The organism is Mariprofundus ferrooxydans PV-1, from assembly GCF_000153765.1.
Classification (GTDB): domain Bacteria; phylum Pseudomonadota; class Zetaproteobacteria; order Mariprofundales; family Mariprofundaceae; genus Mariprofundus; species Mariprofundus ferrooxydans.
The window spans coordinates 699,226-718,400 of the sequence record NZ_DS022294.1 but is presented as its reverse complement, the minus strand read 5'-3'; the positions used below and the strand labels follow the sequence as shown (position 1 = coordinate 718,400).

Annotated in this window: 15 protein-coding genes; 7 read left to right on the top strand and 8 right to left on the bottom strand. The window is 53.2% G+C overall.

The window, feature by feature from the left end; genetic code table 11:
• Positions 1 to 68: 68 nt before the first annotated feature.
• A complete protein-coding gene (locus SPV1_RS03325) occupies positions 69 to 902 on the bottom strand; it encodes a thymidylate synthase (protein ID WP_009849686.1) in 834 nt (277 codons plus the stop codon).
• A 75-nt stretch (positions 903 to 977) separates the two neighbouring features.
• Here SPV1_RS03325 and SPV1_RS03320 point away from each other — a divergent pair, with 75 nt between their 5' ends.
• Positions 978 to 1,262 (top strand): EF-hand domain-containing protein, encoded by a 285-nt coding sequence (locus SPV1_RS03320; protein WP_009849685.1) that lies wholly within the window; start codon positions 978 to 980, stop codon positions 1,260 to 1,262.
• Between the two features lie 21 nt (positions 1,263 to 1,283).
• On the opposite strand, the gene SPV1_RS03315 is transcribed toward SPV1_RS03320, so the two are convergent.
• Both SPV1_RS03315 and SPV1_RS03310 read right to left on the bottom strand, forming a co-directional pair.
• Positions 1,284 to 2,201 (bottom strand): hypothetical protein, encoded by a 918-nt coding sequence (locus SPV1_RS03315; RefSeq protein WP_009849684.1) that lies wholly within the window; start codon positions 2,199 to 2,201, stop codon positions 1,284 to 1,286.
• Positions 2,198 to 3,109: a cation diffusion facilitator family transporter gene (locus tag SPV1_RS03310; protein ID WP_026195411.1), complete on the bottom strand. Its 912-nt coding sequence runs from the start codon at positions 3,107 to 3,109 to the stop codon at positions 2,198 to 2,200. The genes SPV1_RS03315 and SPV1_RS03310 overlap by 4 nt, the downstream gene beginning before the upstream one ends.
• Before the next feature lie 89 nt (positions 3,110 to 3,198).
• Here SPV1_RS03310 and ampD point away from each other — a divergent pair, with 89 nt between their 5' ends.
• Together ampD and SPV1_RS03300 are read left to right on the top strand one after the other, a co-directional pair.
• Positions 3,199 to 3,741 (top strand): 1,6-anhydro-N-acetylmuramyl-L-alanine amidase AmpD, encoded by a 543-nt coding sequence (gene ampD / locus SPV1_RS03305; RefSeq protein WP_231288260.1) that lies wholly within the window; start codon positions 3,199 to 3,201, stop codon positions 3,739 to 3,741.
• Positions 3,738 to 4,400 carry a Crp/Fnr family transcriptional regulator gene (locus SPV1_RS03300; protein WP_009849681.1) on the top strand — a complete coding sequence of 221 codons (663 nt, stop codon included), beginning with the start codon at positions 3,738 to 3,740 and terminating at the stop codon, positions 4,398 to 4,400. Before ampD ends, SPV1_RS03300 begins: the two co-directional genes overlap by 4 nt.
• On the opposite strand, the gene rlmN is transcribed toward SPV1_RS03300, so the two are convergent.
• The 4 genes from rlmN to leuC all read right to left on the bottom strand — a co-directional run bounded on the left by rlmN (position 4,384) and on the right by leuC (position 8,015).
• The gene (rlmN, locus tag SPV1_RS03295) at positions 4,384 to 5,454 is read right to left on the bottom strand and encodes a 23S rRNA (adenine(2503)-C(2))-methyltransferase RlmN (protein ID WP_152909313.1); all 1,071 of its coding nucleotides are present in this window, start codon (positions 5,452 to 5,454) and stop codon (positions 4,384 to 4,386) included. The genes SPV1_RS03300 and rlmN overlap by 17 nt on opposite strands.
• A 75-nt stretch (positions 5,455 to 5,529) precedes the next feature.
• Positions 5,530 to 5,874 carry a 4Fe-4S dicluster domain-containing protein gene (locus SPV1_RS03290; RefSeq protein ID WP_009849679.1) on the bottom strand — a complete coding sequence of 115 codons (345 nt, stop codon included), beginning with the start codon at positions 5,872 to 5,874 and terminating at the stop codon, positions 5,530 to 5,532.
• Between the two features lie 90 nt (positions 5,875 to 5,964).
• On the bottom strand, positions 5,965 to 6,600 hold the full coding sequence (leuD, locus tag SPV1_RS03285; protein WP_009849678.1) for a 3-isopropylmalate dehydratase small subunit: 636 nt from the start codon (positions 6,598 to 6,600) through the stop codon (positions 5,965 to 5,967).
• An 11-nt stretch (positions 6,601 to 6,611) separates the two neighbouring features.
• Positions 6,612 to 8,015 carry a 3-isopropylmalate dehydratase large subunit gene (gene leuC / locus SPV1_RS03280; RefSeq protein WP_009849677.1) on the bottom strand — a complete coding sequence of 468 codons (1,404 nt, stop codon included), beginning with the start codon at positions 8,013 to 8,015 and terminating at the stop codon, positions 6,612 to 6,614.
• Between the two features lie 104 nt (positions 8,016 to 8,119).
• Between leuC and gcvA the strand changes: the two genes are divergently transcribed.
• The gene (gcvA, locus tag SPV1_RS03275) at positions 8,120 to 9,013 is read left to right on the top strand and encodes a transcriptional regulator GcvA (protein WP_009849676.1); all 894 of its coding nucleotides are present in this window, start codon (positions 8,120 to 8,122) and stop codon (positions 9,011 to 9,013) included.
• Between the two features lie 34 nt (positions 9,014 to 9,047).
• On the opposite strand, the gene SPV1_RS13905 is transcribed toward gcvA, so the two are convergent.
• On the bottom strand, positions 9,048 to 12,587 hold the full coding sequence (locus SPV1_RS13905) for a PAS domain S-box protein (RefSeq protein WP_009849675.1): 3,540 nt from the start codon (positions 12,585 to 12,587) through the stop codon (positions 9,048 to 9,050).
• 501 nt (positions 12,588 to 13,088) lie between these two features.
• On the opposite strand from SPV1_RS13905, the gene SPV1_RS03265 reads away from it, so the two are divergent.
• From SPV1_RS03265 to SPV1_RS03255, 3 genes are read left to right on the top strand one after another with little or no spacing between them, the layout of a single operon-like run.
• Positions 13,089 to 13,631 (top strand): ParB N-terminal domain-containing protein, encoded by a 543-nt coding sequence (locus SPV1_RS03265; protein ID WP_040881438.1) that lies wholly within the window; start codon positions 13,089 to 13,091, stop codon positions 13,629 to 13,631.
• On the top strand, positions 13,615 to 15,969 hold the full coding sequence (locus tag SPV1_RS03260) for a hypothetical protein (protein WP_009849673.1): 2,355 nt from the start codon (positions 13,615 to 13,617) through the stop codon (positions 15,967 to 15,969). Before SPV1_RS03265 ends, SPV1_RS03260 begins: the two co-directional genes overlap by 17 nt.
• A complete protein-coding gene (locus SPV1_RS03255; RefSeq protein ID WP_009849672.1) occupies positions 15,966 to 19,163 on the top strand; it encodes a tyrosine-type recombinase/integrase in 3,198 nt (1,065 codons plus the stop codon). The genes SPV1_RS03260 and SPV1_RS03255 overlap by 4 nt, the downstream gene beginning before the upstream one ends.
• Positions 19,164 to 19,175: the final 12 nt, after the last annotated feature.

Sequence of the window (19,175 nt, the reverse complement as noted above, 5' to 3'; positions counted from 1 at the left end):
TTGAATGAGGTTTGTAGCCGGTGCCCGTAAGTGTGCCTCGGCCGGCTCACCGGATCAGTGAATCATGCTTAGATGGCAATCGGGGCGCGGATGCCGGGATGGCACTGATAATCACTCAGCTCAAAATCGTCATAGGTGAAGTCAAAGATATTTTTCACAGCCGGATTGAGCTTCATAGTCGGTAGCGGGTAGCACTCGCGCGCCAGCTGGGTCTCCACCTGCTCAGTATGATTGGAGTAGAGGTGCGCATCGCCGAAGGTGTGGATGAAATCACCCGGCTCAAGCTCGCAGACCTGGGCAATCATCATGGTCAGCAGTGCGTAGGAGGCGATATTGAACGGTACGCCGAGAAAAATATCGGCGCTGCGCTGATAGAGCTGGCAGGAGAGTTTACCGTCGGCGACATAGAACTGGAAAAAGGCATGGCAGGGGGCGAGTGCCATTTTGCCCTCCGCCACATTGGCTTGCGGACTGATCGATTCATCCGGCAGATCGGCCACATTCCAGGCCGATACAATCAGGCGGCGCGAATTCGGGCGAGCCTTGATCTGTTCGATCAGTTCGGAAATCTGATCGATCGATTCGCCGGACGGGGTTGGCCAGTTGCGCCACTGATAGCCGTAGACAGGCCCGAGTGATCCGTCCTCTGTAGCCCACTCGTTCCAGATGCTGACACCGTTTTCGCTCAGATAAGCGGTGTTTGTCTCACCCTTGAGAAACCAGAGCAGTTCATGGATGATTGATTTCAGGTGCACTTTTTTGGTGGTCACCATCGGAAATCCTGCGGAGAGGTCGAAGCGCATCTGATGACCGAACACCGAGCGGGTGCCGGTGCCGGTGCGGTCGCCCTTCTGTGTGCCGTGATCGCGCACGTGACGCATTAGATCCAGATAACTCTTCATGTTCCCCTCGCCTGATGAATATGACTTGGCTATGATGCCGTCTGTCGTCTCCCACGGCAATGCGAGGTTTTGAGTATGTTCATTCGTTGTTTGAGTGCAATCCTGTTGGCTGGCCTGATGGCAACGCCTGCATGGGCTGAGCAGAAAACAGCTACCGATAAGGTTGTCGATACATTCATGGCGCTGGATGGCGATGACAGTGGCACAGTTTCCTCTGATGAATATAAGGCCATGGTCGAGAAGCGGGCAAATGAACGCTTCAGCCAGATGGATGCTAATGGCGACGGCGAAATCAGCGCCGATGAATATCGTGCATTCTGGGTCAAGGAAAAGGCGAAGTGGTATCGCCTGAAACGGTGATAGCGCGCTGTAGTGGAGTGGCTACTCCGTGTCGATCTTCAGTCGAATGACAAACTGTCGCTGGCCGGTGCCTGAGTAGCGACTGAGCAGGGCCTCTCCCAGCCGGTTGGCCTCACCGTGGCTTGCGGCAATTTCTACCTCTTCTCCTTTGTGCACAGTCACTTCGGTCGCCGCACCGCTGATATTGATGCGACGGCCGGCTTTGATGACCGGGCGGGCATTGAGCCGCATATTGGCTGTCTGACCGGGTGGCGTAGCCGGTGCGCTGCTGTTGCCGAGCCCCAGCAGCATCTCCTGTTGTCCCTGCAGCTGTACATCCTGTTGTCGTTGCATCCATGGTGTGATGCGCAGATGCACCTGATCCGCTCCGGCCGGGCGCGCGGTCACGTGAAACCCGGAGGTAATCGGAGTCATGGTGACGCTGTTGACCTGCATCAGGCCGTAGCTGCTGAGCCAGACGCGTGTCTCCTCAATCGGTTCGAGCGTGCCGATCTCCATGCTGGCCGGCTGGCCGGCGCTCAGGCGTAACGAGTACTGTTGGGAATTCATGCTGCGGTTGCGCTGATCCTGCAGGCGCAGTTGCACCCAGCCGCCGGGCAGGTTGCCGAGGTTAGCGCTGCCGCTCATCTGCGCCTGGCTGTTGCGGTTGCTGAGCACGTCTTCGATGGTGAGGTGTAGCGTATATTGCTGTGAGCGCACATCCAGCCGTTTCAGCAGCGCCCGTACTTTTTTCAGGTGCGCTTCGTCATCATCGACAAGCAACATGCGTCGGGAGGCCAGAATACCGACGCTGCCGTCGGGAGAGAGCTGGCTGCGCGCGGCCATGGCGGCCTCCTGCAATGGCAGATAGTCGATGGTGATCACATCTGTGGCGGCCATCGCCTGCGTGGCAGGCAGCAGCATCAGCAACAGGAGAAAAGTGTACAGTCGGCGGATCATGCTGCTGCAAACTCCGGTCGCTGCTCCATCAGGCCGGCAGGGTCCTGATGGATAATGACCTCTGCATCTTCAAACTCAGCCAGAATAAGCGCCTCGACATCATCGGCAATGGCATGGGCCTGCATCAGTGTCAGGTGGCCATCGAGCTCAAGGTGCAGCTGGATAAAGGCGGTCATGCCGGATTTGCGGGTACGCAAATCATGGATGCCGCGTGTCTGCGGATGCTTTTTGACGATCTCCTTGATTCTGGCGCGCTGCTCATCGGGTAACTCCCTGTCCATTAGCAGATCCAGCGATTCGCGGGCGATTTCCGCTGCGCTGAACAGGATATAACCGGCAATGGCGATGGCGAATACCGGGTCGAACCCCGGCCAGCCGTAGTAAGCGAGGATCAGGGCGGCGATCACGGCGCCATTAACGATCAGATCGGTTTTATAGTGCAGGTGATCGGCCTTGATGGCCGTTGAGTTGCTCTGGCGGATGACATGGCGCTGGAACAACATCAGGCCGAGTGTGGCCAGAATGGAGAAGATCATCACGCCCACGCCAACCGGCATTGCCTCTATCGGTTGCGGGTGCGAAAAACGACCGATTGATTCAAAACAGAGAAACAGGGCGGAACCTGCAATGAATGTCGATTGCCCGAGCCCGGCCAGCGCCTCGGCTTTGCCGTGTCCGAAGCGATGCAGTTTATCGGCCGGCTCCAGCGCATGACGCACAGCCAGCAGGTTGAGCATGGAGGCTGCCGCATCCAGACAGGAATCGATCAGTGTTGCCAGCAGACTGACCGAGTCGGTCATCATCCACGCCGCTGTTTTGGTGAGAATAAGGACCAGTGCGACACTGGTAGAGGCGTAGGTTGCCATGCGCATCAGACGCGCTGCTTGATCGGGGGAACTTCGTGACATCGGGGCATTTTGACGGCAAAGCTTGTGATAATAAAGCCTCGGTATTATTCGGACATGACAAGCAATACCGCGATCCGCATGATAAGCGCATGCGACAGCTTGTATCGCCTCACCAGAATGCGCGCCCGGCCGGCTTGGGCATTGAGCTGATCGTGCTGCACGCCATCAGCCTGCCGGACGGTGAATTCGATATGCAATATGTTGAGGATCTGTTTATGGGGCGGCTGGATTGTGGTGCCTGCCCGGAATTTTCGGAACTCAAGGGGCTTGCGGTATCAGCGCACTTCGTGGTGGATCGAAAGGGCGAGGTGACCCAGTTTGTCGGCTGTGAGAAGCGTGCCTGGCATGCCGGTGTCTCGCAGTGGCAGGGGCGCAGCCAATGCAACGATTTTGCCATCGGCATAGAGATCATCGGTGATGAAAGGCAGTCGTTTACCGCAGCACAGTACAGGGAAACCGCGCGCTTGTGTCGTTATCTGATGCGGCGCTATCCGCTTATCAGGCGTGAAAATATTGTCGGCCATCAGGATATTGCACCGGGGCGTAAATGGGACCCGGGCAGGCAATGGGACTGGCACCATTTTAATCGATCCCTGTCGCATATTCGCCATGATCAACTGGAGGTATTATGACGGCAGACGCCATGCTTTTGGCCTTTCCCTCGCTTGCAGGGTTACCGGCAACGATACTGCGCGAATTTTCCGGCCTCAAACAGATGCGGGTCGACAAGGGCACGGTGTTGTTTCGTGATGGCGACAGCTGTCAGGGCTATGTGTTCGTTATGCACGGCTCGATCCGGGTGCAGAAGATGGACCCCGAAGGGCGTGAAATTGTGCTCTACCGGGTTGAAGACGGGCAGACCTGTATGTTAACAACTTCATGTCTGCTGGCCGGTCGCTCCTATCCGGCGGAAGGGGTCGTGGAAGAGCCGACCGAACTGGTGTTGTTGCCGGCCGCCCGTTTTGATGCACTGCTGGCCGATCCCGCCTTCCGCCGGTTTGCGCTGGGCATGATTTCCGATCGCATCGCGGAGTTAATGGCGCTGATCGAGGATGTTGCCTTCGGGCGTATGGATGTGCGGTTGGCGCGTCGCCTGCTGGAGCTCGATGATGGCACGCATTCGTTGCAGCTGACACATCATCAGCTGGCTACGGAACTTGGTACGGCGCGTGAGGTGATCAGCCGGATTCTGAAGGATTTTGAGCGTCGGGGCAGTGTGGCGCTGAAGCGCGGCCGGGTGGAGATCTCCGATCTGAACGGGCTCAGGGAGTTGGCTACGCAGCAGGTGTGATGCGGGAGGCTTTTCTGCGTTGCACTACTTCTGTCTTGAGCTGGCCACAGGCGGCGGCAATATCCCGTCCCTTGGACTCGCGCACAACGGTGATGATGCCTGCCTCTACCAGTATGGCCCGGAAGGCTGAGACTGCAGCATCGGCCGGTCGCTGGAACGGCAGTCCCGGGTAGGCGTTGAAGGGCAGCAGGTTGACCGTACAGCCCATGCCGGCCATCAGCTCGCACAGGCGGATTGCATCGGCCTGTGAGTCATTGATGCCGTCGAGCAGCACATATTCGATCAGTACCCGCTTGTTGCCGCGCACACGAATATATTCGCGCACGGTATCCAGCAGCATGGCAATCGGATATTTGCGGTTGATCGGCATAATCGTATCGCGCACGGCATCGTTCGTGGCATTGAGCGAAACAGCCAGATTACACGGCAGTTCATCGCGGATCATGCGCTGCATGGCCGGCACCAGTCCGGATGTGGAGAGAGTGACGCGGTTGGGTGAGAAGGCCATGCCTTTCGGGTCGGTGGCGAGACGTACAAAGTGAGCTACTTCATCATAGTTGTGTAGCGGCTCGCCCATGCCCATCAGCACCAGATTGCGTACTTGCCGCCCGCTGATACGTTGCCCGGCCGTCACTTCAGCGACCATTTCAGCCGCAGTGAGATTGCGGGTCAGTCCGGCCGTTGCAGTCAGGCAGAATGTGCAGCCAACAGCACAGCCGACCTGGGTGGAGATACACTGGGTCAGCCGCCCGTTGCCCGGAATCAGTACGGTTTCGACCTCTCTGCCGTCAGCCATGGCGAGCAGCAATTTACGGGTGCCGTCTTCGCCTTCGCTTGTTGCCGTGGATGCCGGTTGCAGCAGGGCGGTATGCTCAGCCAGATAGCTGCGCAGGCGTAGCGGCAAGTCGGGCGTGTTGTTGATGTCGGTATCGCTGCCGTAGTGACGAAATATTGCCGCTCTGAGTCTGTCGGCATGAGCAGGAGAGACTCCTGCCGCCCCGCACAGGGCGAGCAGCTGGTCATGGTTCATGCCGTTGAGCAGGGCGGGTGACATCATCTTATCCTTAAAAAGAAAAACGCATGCGCAGAGTTAGCTGCGCATGCGTTTTGAATCCGTAAGGCAGGTGGATTACAGACCGTATTTGGCCTTGTTGGCAGCCACTTCATCGGCACTTGGCGGCGTATGGTCTTTCACTTCTGCCAGCTCAAACAGATCGCGCTCGGTATCGGAGAGCTCGTTCAGAGCAATATCGTCTTCGAATACATCCGGCACATCCTCTTCGGGATAGATTGCTTCCCACGGACACTCCGGTTCACATACCGCACAGTCGATGCACTCTTCCGGGGAGATATAGAGCATGTTCGGTGTCTCAGCGCTGATATCCTTGGGCTGATAGAAACAGTCCACCGGACATACGGCAACGCATGCGGTATCTACACAATCCTTACAAAGCTGGGTGACAACAAAAGCCATAGCTGATTACCTCGCAAACTATTTTGAGCGCCGCAGACTAGCACAGCGTCCGCATCGATTGCTACAACGCAACTATTTAAGTGCAATAGTTTAAAACAGCCAGGGTGCCTGCTGCCGCCGGGCAGCCTCATAGGCATGAATGCTGTCAGCGTGGGTAAGCGTCAGGCCGATATCATCCAGCCCGTTGAGCAGACAATGTTTGCGGAACCCATCAATGTTAAAGGCGAAAGAGTGCCCCGACGGGGTTGTCACTGTCTGCGCCGGCAGATCCACGGTGAGGCTATATCCTTCTGTTGCCGCACACTCTTTGAACAGCTGGTCGATAACTTTATCATCCAGCACGATCGGCAGGATGCCGTTTTTAAAGCAGTTATTGAAAAATATATCGGCAAAGCTCGATGCGATTACGCAGGAGAAGCCGTAATCGAGGATAGCCCAGGGAGCATGCTCACGGGACGACCCGCAACCGAAATTCTCACGCGCCAGCAGGATCTGCGCCCCCTGATAGCGTGGCTGGTTGAGTACGAAGTCCGTTTTGACCGGGCGGTGAGTGCAATCCATTTCCGGCTCGCCGCGATCTTCATAGCGCCACTCGTCAAACAGGAACGGGCCGTAACCGGTGCGCTTGATCGATTTCAGGAACTGTTTGGGAATAATGGCGTCGGTATCGACATTGGCGCGATCCATCGGCGCCACCAAGCCCTTCAAAGTAGTAAATGCCTGCATATCAGTGTCTCCTATGACCAGTCGCGCACATCGACGAAATGACCGGCAATGCCGGCGGCAGCAGCCATGGCCGGGCTGACCAGATGTGTGCGTCCACCCATGCCCTGACGGCCTTCAAAGTTACGGTTGGAGGTGGAGGCGCAGCGCTCACCCGGCTCCAGCCGGTCGGCATTCATCGCCAGACACATCGAACAGCCCGGGTCGCGCCACTGGAAGCCTGCCGCGGTGAAAATCGCATCCAGCCCTTCGGCTTCAGCCTGCTGTTTCACCAGTCCTGATCCAGGCACCACCATGGCCAGCTTGACGTTGGCGGCTACTTTTTTGCCCTGTACGATGGCAGCGGCAGCGCGGAAGTCTTCAATGCGGCCATTGGTACAGGAGCCGATAAAGACCTTGTCGATGGCGATGTCCGTGATCGGGGTGTTCTCCTGCAGTCCCATATAGGTCAACGCCCGCCGCCAACCTTCCCGCTGGACCTCATCGCGCGCTGATTGCAGCGCGGGTATGGATGAGGTGACCGGCAGTACCATTTCCGGGCTCGTGCCCCAGCTTACCTGTGGCACGATATTGGCAGCATCAAACACAAGCTCGGCATCAAATGCGGCATCTGCATCGGAGTGCAGCTCGCGCCACATCGCTTCGGCCGCGTCCCAGTTATCAGCCTTCGGTGCATACGGGCGTCCCCTGACATAGTCGAGGGTGACATCGTCGACGGCGATCATGCCACAACGGGCGCCTGCTTCGATGGCCATATTGCACAGGCTCATGCGTCCCTCCATGGAGAGTGCGCGGATTGCCTCGCCGGCAAATTCGAGCGCAAAGCCGGTGCCGCCGGCTGTGCCGATTTCACCGATAATATAGAGCGCCACATCCTTGCCGGTAATGCCGGCAGGCAGGGATCCGTTGACGCTGATGCGCATCACTTTCGGTTTTTTCTGGATCAGGCATTGCGTGGCCAATACGTGTTCGACTTCGGATGTGCCGATACCCATGGCGATTGAGCCGAAAGCTCCGTGGGTGGAGGTGTGTGAATCGCCGCAGACGACGGTCATGCCCGGCAGAATCAAGCCCTGTTCCGGGCCCATGACATGGACAACGCCCTGACGGATGTCACCAAGTCCGAATTCGGTAATGCCGAATTCCGCACAGTTGTTATCCAGCGCCTCAACCTGGGCGCGGGAAACCGGGTCGGCAATGCCTTTGTCCCGGTCAATTGTAGGTACGTTATGGTCGGGTGTGGCAATGCTGGCGCTGATTTTCCACGGTTTGCGTCCGGCCAGTCGCAATCCCTCAAAAGCTTGTGGGCTGGTCACCTCATGCACCAGATGCCGGTCGATATAGAGCAGTGTCGAGCCATCTTCATTCTGCTGGACTACATGCTGCTGCCAAACTTTTTCAAATAATGTTTTACCCATAACCACCTCGGCCATAATGAAGTTAATTCATCAGAATGAGAAGCTTAGCGGCTGTTTACAAATAGATAAAAGGAAATATTCTTCTGTTATGATGAGTTTTATTCATGTCTGATCGTGTCAGGATGCCGTCGCTGAATGCGCTGCGCGCCTTTGAGGCGGCTGGCCGCCACCTGAATCTGCGCGCCGCGGCAGAGGAGCTTTTTGTTACCCCCTCGGCCCTGAGTCACCAGATTCGCGGTCTGGAGGAGCAGTTGGGTGTGAAGCTGTTTGTGCGTCAGCGCCACGGTCTGGAGCTGACGCAGTCAGGGAAACAGTTGCTACCTGAACTGACTGCGGGTTTTAGCCGGTTGGTCGAGGCTGTTGCTGCCCTGCGCCCGATCCATCATCCGGGCATACTGACCGTCAGCATGCTCTCCACCTTTGCCATGCGCTGGTTTATTCCCCGCCTGCACCGCTTCCAGCAAGCCTTTCCGCATATTGAGGTGCGGATATCCACCTCCATTGAGCTGGTTGATTTTGAGCAGGAGGGTGTGGATTGTGCGATTCGCTCGGGTCAGGGTGACTGGCCGCATACAGCCTCGCTACGTCTGCTGGATGAGCAATTTGCGCCGGTATGCAGTCCGTCGCTGATCACAGCTGAACGACCACTGGCCCGGCCTGCCGATCTCGCTGAGTATACCCTGTTGCACTCAAACCAGCGCCCTGATGACTGGCGTATATGGCTCAGTGCCGAGGGTTTGCCGGAGCTTGTCGGGGCACAGCAGCTGCATTTTGAAACCCGCAACTTTGCTATTGCCGCAGCCGTGCGCGGGCTCGGTGTTGCCATTGTCGATCCGTTGCTGGTGCAGGAGGAGTTGAAGGACGGGCGCCTGATACAGCCGTTTACGCATGCCGTGCCGACACGCAGCGCCTACTATCTGGTCTGGTCCGAGCGGCGCAAGGATACGCCGGAACTGGCTGCTTTCCGGCAGTGGCTGGTTGAAGAAGCCGCAGTCTGAAGCAGGCCACTGGTTTTGAATGATCTCTCCGGCTTCAGGTCGGCAGCTCAAAGCCGTCTTCGCGGAACAGACTGGTGCAGGCATCGACCACATCAGCCTCGAACAGTGTGCCGCGCTTGTCGTTGATCTCCGCCAGGGCCGCATCCAGCCCCAGCCCGGCCCGGTAGGGCCGGTGTGAGGCCATCGCTTCGACCACGTCGGCCACACTGAGTATTTGCGCCTCACGCAGTATCTCTTCTCCCTTGAGTCCCTGCGGGTAGCCCGATCCGTCCAGGCGTTCGTGGTGCTGTAATACCATCTGGGCGATCGGCCAGGGGAAATGAACATCCTTGAGAATGTCGAAACCGATTTGTGAATGCTCCTGGACCATCATAAACTGCGTTTCGCTCAGCCTGCCCGGGTAACTGAGGATTTCGGCGGGAATGCCGATCTTGCCGAGATCGTGCACGATGCCGGCCAAAAAGAGCCCTCGGATTTGCTCTTCCTCCATGCCGAGTTTGCGAGCGATGGCCACGGCTATCTCGGCGACGCGGCGCTGGTGGCCGGCGGTATAGGGGTCGCGCATCTCAACCGTACTGGCAATCGCTTCAACGGTCTCCACCAGCCCTTGCTGCATTTGTTTGAGGGTCTGCTGCTGTTCGGCACGAGAGAGGTCGCGCTCGATGCCGGTACGCAGCATGTGGATGCCGTAGTCCAGTTCGCCGGCCATCTCCTCCAGCAGGGCAATCTCCTGGTCATTGAAGGCATCCGTTTCGGCCGCATAGATGGTCAGCACCCCGAAGGGTTTGCCGTTTTCAAATAGCGGCAGTGCGATACAGGCCTTGTAGCCGTAGGCCAGCGCATTTTCCTGCCACGGTGCCATGGCCGGGTCATACTCAATATCCTGGATATATCGTGACTTTCCGGTGCGTATCGCCATACCGGTCGGGCCGCGACCCTCGGGCACATCGTCCCAACTGATCCGGATGCCGTTGGTATAGCCCGTCCTGACAGCGTGCGAGGCCATCACCCTGACCGATTTCGTCTCGTTTTCCTCGGCATAGCCGATCCAGGCCAGCAGGTAGCCACCCTCCTCGACAGCCGCCCGGCATACCCCCTGCCACAGCTCCTCCTCGCTTTGTGCATGCACCAGCGTATGGTTGACGGAGCTCAGAGTTTTCAGTGCACGGTTGAGATGGCGCAGCGAATCCTGCGCCTGTTTGTGCGCGGTGATGTCCTCGTAGATGCCCAGCATGCCGGTGATCTCGTTATCGGTATTGCGCAGTGGCACCTTGGAGGTGCGCAACCAGATGGTTTGGCCGTCCGGTGTGGTCTGCGGCTCCTCGAAGCCGATCCTTGGTTCGCCCGACTGGATCACGGCCATGTCGTCGGCTCGGTACAGCTCGGCCTGATCTTTCCAGCCCATCTGGAAATCATCCTTGCCGTAGAGCTGCTTCGGATGCGACATGCCGGCATCCTTGGCGAAGGCCGTATTGCAGCCGAGATAATGCAACTCTTTATCCTTCCAGAAGACGCGCACGGGGACGTTTTCCAGCACCGAGCGCAGCAGGTCGCGTGATACCCGGATCGCCTTCTCCGCAGTCTTGCGCTTGGTGATATCGAAGATCACACCGTCGATGTAAAGCAAGGCACCATCCGCTCCGTAAACCGGCATGCCATGTTCCTCCATCCAGCGGATACCGTCGTGCTTCTGCTTTAGCCGGTACTCCACCACGAATGCCCGTTTTCCGACCGCTGCATCCCTGACCATGGCGACCACACGTGCATGGTCTTCATCCACAATCAACGGTTCGATGGAGCATATTTTTCCGGCGGTCATTTCAGTCTCCGGGTAACCGGTTAATTGGGTGAACATGTCATTGTAAAACTGCATGCGATTGCCTTCGCGGGTCAGCACCCGGTAGACCAGCCCCGGTAAGTTCGTCGCCAGAGTGCGATAGGCCTGCTCGCTTTTACGCAGATCATCCTCCGCCCGCTTGCGCTCGGTGATGTCACGGATGATGGCCTGCCGGAACTGCTTGCCTTCCACCTCGATGATGCGGGCGCTGACCTCGACAGGGAAGGTTGCGTCGTCCTTGCGCATGAATTCCGCCTCGAAGACTGATCCCTGTTCGTCGAATTGCCATTGTTTGTCCATTGCCGCCCGGCTTTTTGCGGAGTGCAAATCACGGGTATGCATGCCCAGCAGTTCGTCATGGTTGTAGCCGGTCAACTCGGAGGCACGCATGTTGGCATCGACGATGCGCCCGTCGCTATCGGCCAGCAGGGATATATCGTTGGCATACCGGAGCACTGTTTCGTAATGGTTGCGCAGCGCTTCGCGTTCCATCATCTCCCTATAGTGATGTTCGATGCGGGCATACTGTTGCTGTCTCCATAAGAATAACAGGAGGCCGCCCGTCAGGACGACCAGCAGCAGCGAAAGGGCGAGTAGCGCCCAGTGCTGCAGGGGCAGTGCGCCGTACACCTCACCCTGATCAATCTTGGCCACCATGATCCAGGGCGTACCCGTGATGCGTCGTGTCGCCGCCAGCACGGGTACGCCGCGGTAGTCCACCCCCTCGCCCACATTCTGTTCATCGCGCAGGGCCATGGCCGCAATCAGTTTCGCTTCGCTTAACGGCTTGCTGTACTCCAGGGGTTTGCTGTTGGCGTAGCGCAGCGTGTTGAGGAACACCACCTTGTCGCCAACCCTCTTGGCCAGCAGGGTTTCCGCTGTCCGGCTGGGTACCGGCCACATGCGGATGAGCGGTGTGAGCTGTTGTTCGATTGAGACCTGGATGACAACCGCGCCGATGGATGCTTGCTTTTTGCCATGCTTAAACATTAGCGGTGCGATGAAATCGATATGTGCATCGCCGTCCAGGTCATCGACGTAAAGGGGAGAAATCAGGGCATTGCCACTGGCGGAGGCCTTGTGGGCAAGGGATTGTGTGGCGCCGGCCATGTAGGCATGCGTATCATCGGCATAGATTGGGTGCTGGCCCTGAGTGTCCAGCAGGATGACGTTGGTATAACCGTATTCCTTGCGGATGGCTTCCAGCCGGTCCAGCAAGATCGCTTGATTCTGTCCGGAGTTCCGCCCCGATAGTTCGAGCGAGTAATGATCGGCGATGTCATAATCCGCGCCAATCAGGTCCGCGTCATGCAATCGCTCGCGCAGCCAGGATGAAACAAGGTTCTCTTTCAGTTCGACAATGCTTTCCAGTTCCTGCGACTCCTTCTGCCGGGCATGTTCCTTCATTAAGTCGTCGATGCGCAGGGTGCTGGTCAAGATGAAGGTCGAGATCACGGCGAAGGAGAGCAGCATCGTTGCTGCCTGCCGCACAGGAAAGGGCGGGGTTGAACCTTGCTGGCCACTCTTTGCCTCGGGAAAGCGAAAGCGAATGATCAGGTAGAGCAGCAGGGCCACGGTAGCGAGTATGGCGGCCATGGCCAGATGGCCCGCAGACAAGATCTCTGCGTCAGCAGGGTGAAGCAGGGCCGGAAGCACATGGATAAGCAACGTCCAGCCCCCGCCCAGCAGCAGATACCAGGCCGTGGTGTGTATTGCCTGCACCCGCCTCGACTTCATGCAGTGTGATCCTGTCCGGAGATGCCGGTCGGGCGGCTCTTTTTCAGCCCGGCAGGTTGCTTGTTACGGGATTTACTCTCTGACCCTGTCATTTAGGTGACCCCATATTCGTCCCCACCACCCGCTTTAGGAGCAAGGGATGAGTTTTCAGATTATAGCAGAAACAAAATCATTGTCCCTGTAAGGTTTTTATCGGCAAACAGGGATGGAACGGGTGCTAGCGGCCTCCGGTAGTGCTGTCACGGAGCTGTGCTGAGGCAGGGTGGATGACAGGCAGGTGTCGCAATAACTGTCTGAGAGATGGTGCACCCTAGTGGATTCGAACCACTGGCCTTCGGCTTCGGAGGATAATGGAGGCTAGATGTGACAGACGGCCTTAAAGTATATTAACTTGTTTAAAATAAACAAATTAAATATTTTAAATGGTCACTTTATGCAATATTGGACAACTTGCCACCCCTTGCTATCATCCATAAAAAGTAGAATGTAAGGAGTTAAAATGTGACGAATATTTCACCATGCCCCGTCTCCGCCGCCATAGCTCCCGTGGAACTGGGTAGTATCCTGATTCACCCGATGATACAAGATGCCGCCAGTGCTCAGGCGAAACTACAATATGCCATTTCATTCACTGACTTATCGGCGGAGGCAATCAACATCCTCTTGGTCACCCAGCCGATTATCGTGATAAAAGAGCGTGATAGATACTATTGCGTTGCAGGAATTCGAACATTGCAAGCTGCGAGAACCCGCATTAAGTCCGCGGCTACTGTGCCAGCAACACTCATTCCGAATGACCAGTTAGATGATAGTGTGCTGATGGAGTTGACACTGTCTGATATTTACTTGAAGCACTTCACTCAGCTGATGCATAGATCACAAGGTAAGCAGCTCGCAAGTCTGTTTCGTTTGCTGGGTGAACAAACCATCCGAAAGCTCGCGCCACTTCATGCATCTAAAACTGCTTATTCAAGAGCCATCGGTTACAGCAGGCAGAAACTTTTTTACGCGCAACAAAATGAGCCCAATGCAACTGAATCCTAATCTAATAGCCTATATTGAGGCACCGGAAGAACTCAACGAGGCGCATTTTATTATTCCCCGCCTGATTCGAGTACTGGATCATGTTAATAAGATAGCCAACCTCGACAAGCTCCCTGAGTTATCTTCTATCCCACTATGGTTGCAATCATGCCAAAACGCACTGCAAGCTCAAGCGGCCCAAGGTACAAACATCGAATCAATCGATTCACTTCGTGGACTGTATGAAAAGCACCAAGCGTATGTAACATTATCATATGTTCCTAGGGATCATAATCTATTAACCAAGCATGATATTCTGCTTGCGCATTTATTTGTTGCAAATGCCTCCTGCCACAGGCTCGAAGATAAAGGGAGCGTTTTCAAAAGTAGCAGAAAATCTGCATTCACCTTTGCACGTTCGATCATCAAGAGCACTCATATTCATGAGCTGGAACAACTGCCAGATACGATCACATCTACAGAAGATTATTTATCACATCTGATAGAGTTGAATGACTGTCCTAGAGTAACATCATTCATTGTGTTTATTCGATATGCACTTGGAATTAGAAAAGGGGTCACACGTGAAGGTGGTGACGGTCACCGAAAGCATCCGGCAAGGGATAGAGAACCTGTATCCGAGAACCCTGACAGTGGGCAACCGGTTGTATCTGGAACAATTACCAAATTGCCAATGTATGGTCCTGTAAAGGAAAAGGAGCTGGATCGAAGCGGGCTTTCTATTGGTGAGTTTACATACCCGTTAGAGATAACCGAAGTATCATTCAGTGATGACAAACCACTGGATGGAAGAACTAGCGCAGATCACATTATAAGATCTAAAAATGTCCATAAAAACATGGCCATGTCGAACCAGATGCTGATATCGCGCTGGGCTAATCTATCGATGTATGAGGCAAGTTGTGCGGCAAAATGCATCACAACTTTATACAGAAGTAGAATCACACATAAAGATCAGGAACGCCAAAATGAATTGATCGAACTGGCGGCGCTGTTGGCTATTATGTTCTGGTTTTCCGCACCTCTCGAAAAGGCCATCAGAACTGTTGGGTATAGAATTGAGCCGAAGTCCCCAACTGAGGCTGTGACGTTTGTACTATCACCCCAGCCGTTTTTGCTTATCAAAACAGCCCAGCCTCACTATACATCACAAGTTAGGAAATATTCAAAGCTGGATATAGCTACCCATTTGCAATTAACAACAGGGATATCTGTAGAGCAGATCATTGCTACATACTTTCAATCAATCCACTGCCGTAAAAAGCTGTTTTCAGGTACGGTTGAGGATTACAAAGGTAAGGTGTCTGGTTTTCTCTCCAGCGTTAATAACCAGTATGGCTGCCGCCTTACTGTTGGCCGCCTTTCAAGCTTCATGTTTGAGGCGATTGCAGGTGCCGCTAACTCGGAAGTCACCACTGGGATGTTAATTACCGGAAAGGCTTGCTTTGTTGGGGCTACTCCTATTTATTATACAGCCACCGATTCAGAGCGGTTGCATTCTCTATACCAGAAAACGTGTCTTCACATTGCGAAAAACACTCAGTTTGAATTTCAATCAGAAAAACGGTCACCTCTGTGCCTGAAGCCGTTTTATCCAGATAAGCGGATGCATGGAGCAAGGCTAAGACCAACTAAGTCAGAGGTGTCTGCACTATGTGAAAAGTTGAAACAAGATGTTCTGAGGGCGGGAAAAGAGGATGTGATTGCACGACACAATGCTATGTCGATATATACAGCAGCATTTATTCACTTCTCAACCGGCTATCGAGCAGTTGGAGACCCTTCATTTAAACTGGATGAAGTCGATTTTATGGAAGGATTTGCAGTTGTATCGGACAAAGATAGTGATGATAAATACCACTCCAGATTGGTTTGGATTCCAGAGGGTTGTTTAGAACAAATAAAGGTCTATAGATCCCAGTTACACAAGCTACTTGAATATGCTTCCGTTTGCTTGCCTGCGGTATATCAGAAATTAAGTGAAGAGCTTCTGGGTGCGATTGAAAAGGATAATAAGGATAAAAAATCACTGCCGGGCTTTTTTTTAATCGTAGATGAGAACATAACAACGCTTACTCCAAAATTATACGAGACATTTTTCCCAAGCGAATATCCTTTTCCAGCCAATGCACATAGGCATTTTATCAGAAGCAACCTGCTGGAAATGGGCTGCCCCGGTGACGTGATCAACGCGTTCATGGGGCATTGGGAAAGAGGCCAGGAGCCCTGGGCAAAGTTTTCATCCATGAGCCCGATTGATTATAAAGTCACTCTCGCAAAGCACATCACTAAATTACTTGGTGATTGCGGTTGGGAGACCATGGTTTATTTTCCATGATGATTAAGCCTCACAAAATATGGCTGGGGCTGGCTCCCAGACCAAGCAAGAATAATCCCAGGTCGCAACCCGCTGTGAGAAAGCGTATACAGTTCCGTATTCTCATGAGGCTTCTTCATGGCTCATTTCCAGAGATATACGCTGGTGTCATTGGAGCATCATGGACAAAGCAGGAGGCCGAGGATTTTTGTGATGTACTAAGAAAAGATGCCCCCGGGCATATTTACAAGCAGCGTAGAAACCTATTGGTTCAAGGCTTGGAGCGTGGAGCCGGGCAACTAGGGTGGCAAGTCTATATACCCGCACCGGTAACCTATGCGACAAGAGAACCGCCGCATTTTACAGGTGATGCCATGCGTGGGCTGGGTAAGCTCAGAGCATTCGAGTCCCTATTTTTACAATCATTGGACAGGCCACTTACTGACGGTAGTTCGATATTATTAGGTTACCTAGCCTTCTCCGCCTCCGTATATGGTGGATTACTCAGTCGGCAATGGTTAATCGCTTGGCTTAGAGATCCCTTTGAGGGTTTGGTTTTTGAGGAAGATATAGCATGGGTAGAGATTTACCGACCTGTGTATTTCAATAAAGAACACAGTGGTGAATGTATAAGTCTGCATAAGCGCTGGTTTATTGACCCTTTAACATTATTAATATTAGGCAGGATAAGGTTATCCATACAGATAGGCTCAAACAGGCTCCGAGTGGATCCTTGGCAGTATCTCACGCAACTGATGGATCATTTGCAATTGGATATCAATCACAGGCAAAAAAATCTATCAGATTTTCTGGCAATGGCACATACGAGAATATCGCTCTACTCAAAACCATACCTGGCAGATTATGCAATTGAGAAAATTAAATCCGTCTCACTACCTGCTGATGTCTGGGCCAGAGTACGAGTCGGACATGCCGTACCGATTGAATTGAGGGCATTATCCTTAGACTCTGATTTTATCCCTAAAGAGAAATCAAAAAATATCAAGCAGGCGGTTACAGATATGCCTCCTGCATTATGGGCAAAGCTTTACGAAGCCATTCACCCAAAAGAGTGCCGAGCCCGAAAAGAGGGTGGTAGCTCAGCATCGAGTAAAACAGCTGTTCAGATTTTTTTAGAACTCCATGGCAGTAAAATGAGTCAACTTGGTTGGCTTATAGCACAGTGGGCGATCATGCTCTTCACCTATAAGCGTGGTATAAGGAAAGGATCAAAAATCGCACCATCATCTGTTCGCACATATGTCACTACTATAGCCAGAAAGCTTCAGGTTCATGTAGGTGGAAGCGATATTATGGCCCTGAATGAATGTGAGTTTTATGCGTTATATCGGGATGTCATCGAGTCGAAATGCGGTGAAAACAATAAGCAAGTTACAGCTATGAGACTGGCGGAGTTCCATGACTTCCTCGTTTACTACTGGGATGTCCCTAAGATTGATTTAACAGAATTCTATAGAGGGAAAGGCAGTAGTGACCTTGGTGTCGACGCAAACATTGTTTGTCCATCCATCTACCAATACGCTGCTAATACCTTGGGAAAAAGATATGGAGCAAGAGCCCCTAGAGATAACCTCATAGCGCTATTAATCATGATGCTTGGATTCAGGTGCGGTTTGAGACGAGCTGAAGTGATGACTATTTTATGCTCTGATATCTGTGGCCTCTACAATCCCGTGCTGTTTATTCGTCATAATCCATACGCCTATAAAAAATCTGACAGTGCGGTCAGAAAGATCCATCTTAAAGCATTTCTGACGCATAATGAGTTAACCAGGTTGAAGGAGTGGATTCACCTTAGAGGCCATGAGGATGGTATTGAATATCAGACTCAGTGGGAAAAGAAGAATCAGAAACGATTACTTTTTTGTAAAGCAGGAACCCCCTTTGAACCAATAGATGAGCGGCAGATATTTGGGGCGATTCATCAGGCATTAAGGCAAGTGTCAGCAGACCCCAGCTTGCATTTTCACACATTGAGACACTCTTTTGCATCGTGGTTTTTCTATAGGCTGGAATCCGGCAGCCAGACATCGTGGCGACCGAAAAGTGTATCTGCCTTAAATGAGAGTATGAACTCTATGAGGCGATGTTTGGTCGAACATCATCATTTACAAATTGATCTACGCATAAATCGAAAGGCCCTCTATCATGTAGCTCTTGTGTGTGGACACTCAAGTCCTGAAATGTCCCTCAGGCACTACATTCACCTGCTGGATCTGCTGCTTGGCTGCAGTACTATGAGGAATGTAGCCCAGCCCATACTAACATTAGAAGCAGTGTTAAATTTAACCGACATTAAAAAAGCTATGGCATACCGCCTGAGGCAGAAGGCAGGTATGGATCAATGGCTTCCTTCAGCTTTTATTGCTCCTGCATGGAAGCAGTTGAAGCATCAGTTCAAAGACCCGCGACTTAACCAGCTGTCAGCAGTAAATATTTCTGACATCATTATTGAACCCCTACCCATTGAGTGGCGAACCGTCCAATCCATACTTGAAGACAGGTCGGTCAAGAGGATGGCAGTCTCTGATATTTCTGCAAAATATACGATAGAAGAGCAAAAGCTAAAACATTGGTTTAGTCGAGCGAATGAGTTATTCGGTATGCGAACACGTAAGACCAAGGCACACCCGAATGGGAAGCCTCGCCATAGAGTAACTGCCCTCCTTCCATTCCCCACCGGATTAACATCCCCATATGATATCGAAATGGCAGACAGAATATTTTCGTTCACCCAAAAGCGTGTTCCTCAAAAACGTGAGCTTATTCATCAATGGCTCAACCACTTTATTCACCACTACTCCCCAAAGGGTGGTGATATTCGCTTCACAGATGAGGCAAATGCAATCGAGTATTTGCAATTTTTGACGATGATAGGGGTTCGAAAGGAGGAGATGAAGCTACTTCATTATCGAGGAAAGGGTCGGAGTGCGGAGGAAGCTAAACTGCAGGCAGATCAGTGGGCTAACGCCCTCTCTATACCTGTTGATCAGTGTGATTTAATCAAAGCGACATTTGGACAACAACGTGGAAATGGAACCATTGGTATTACAATCAGTTCAATCACCGGAGTTAGTGGTGTAAGAAAAAAAAGGAAGGCAAAGCTAAGCATGCCTTATGGGTTTAGGTATGCTCTTTATATTTTATATATTTTGGACGACGCTCATCACTCTGAAGTTAAAGGATTGAAGTGACGAGCAAAGAAA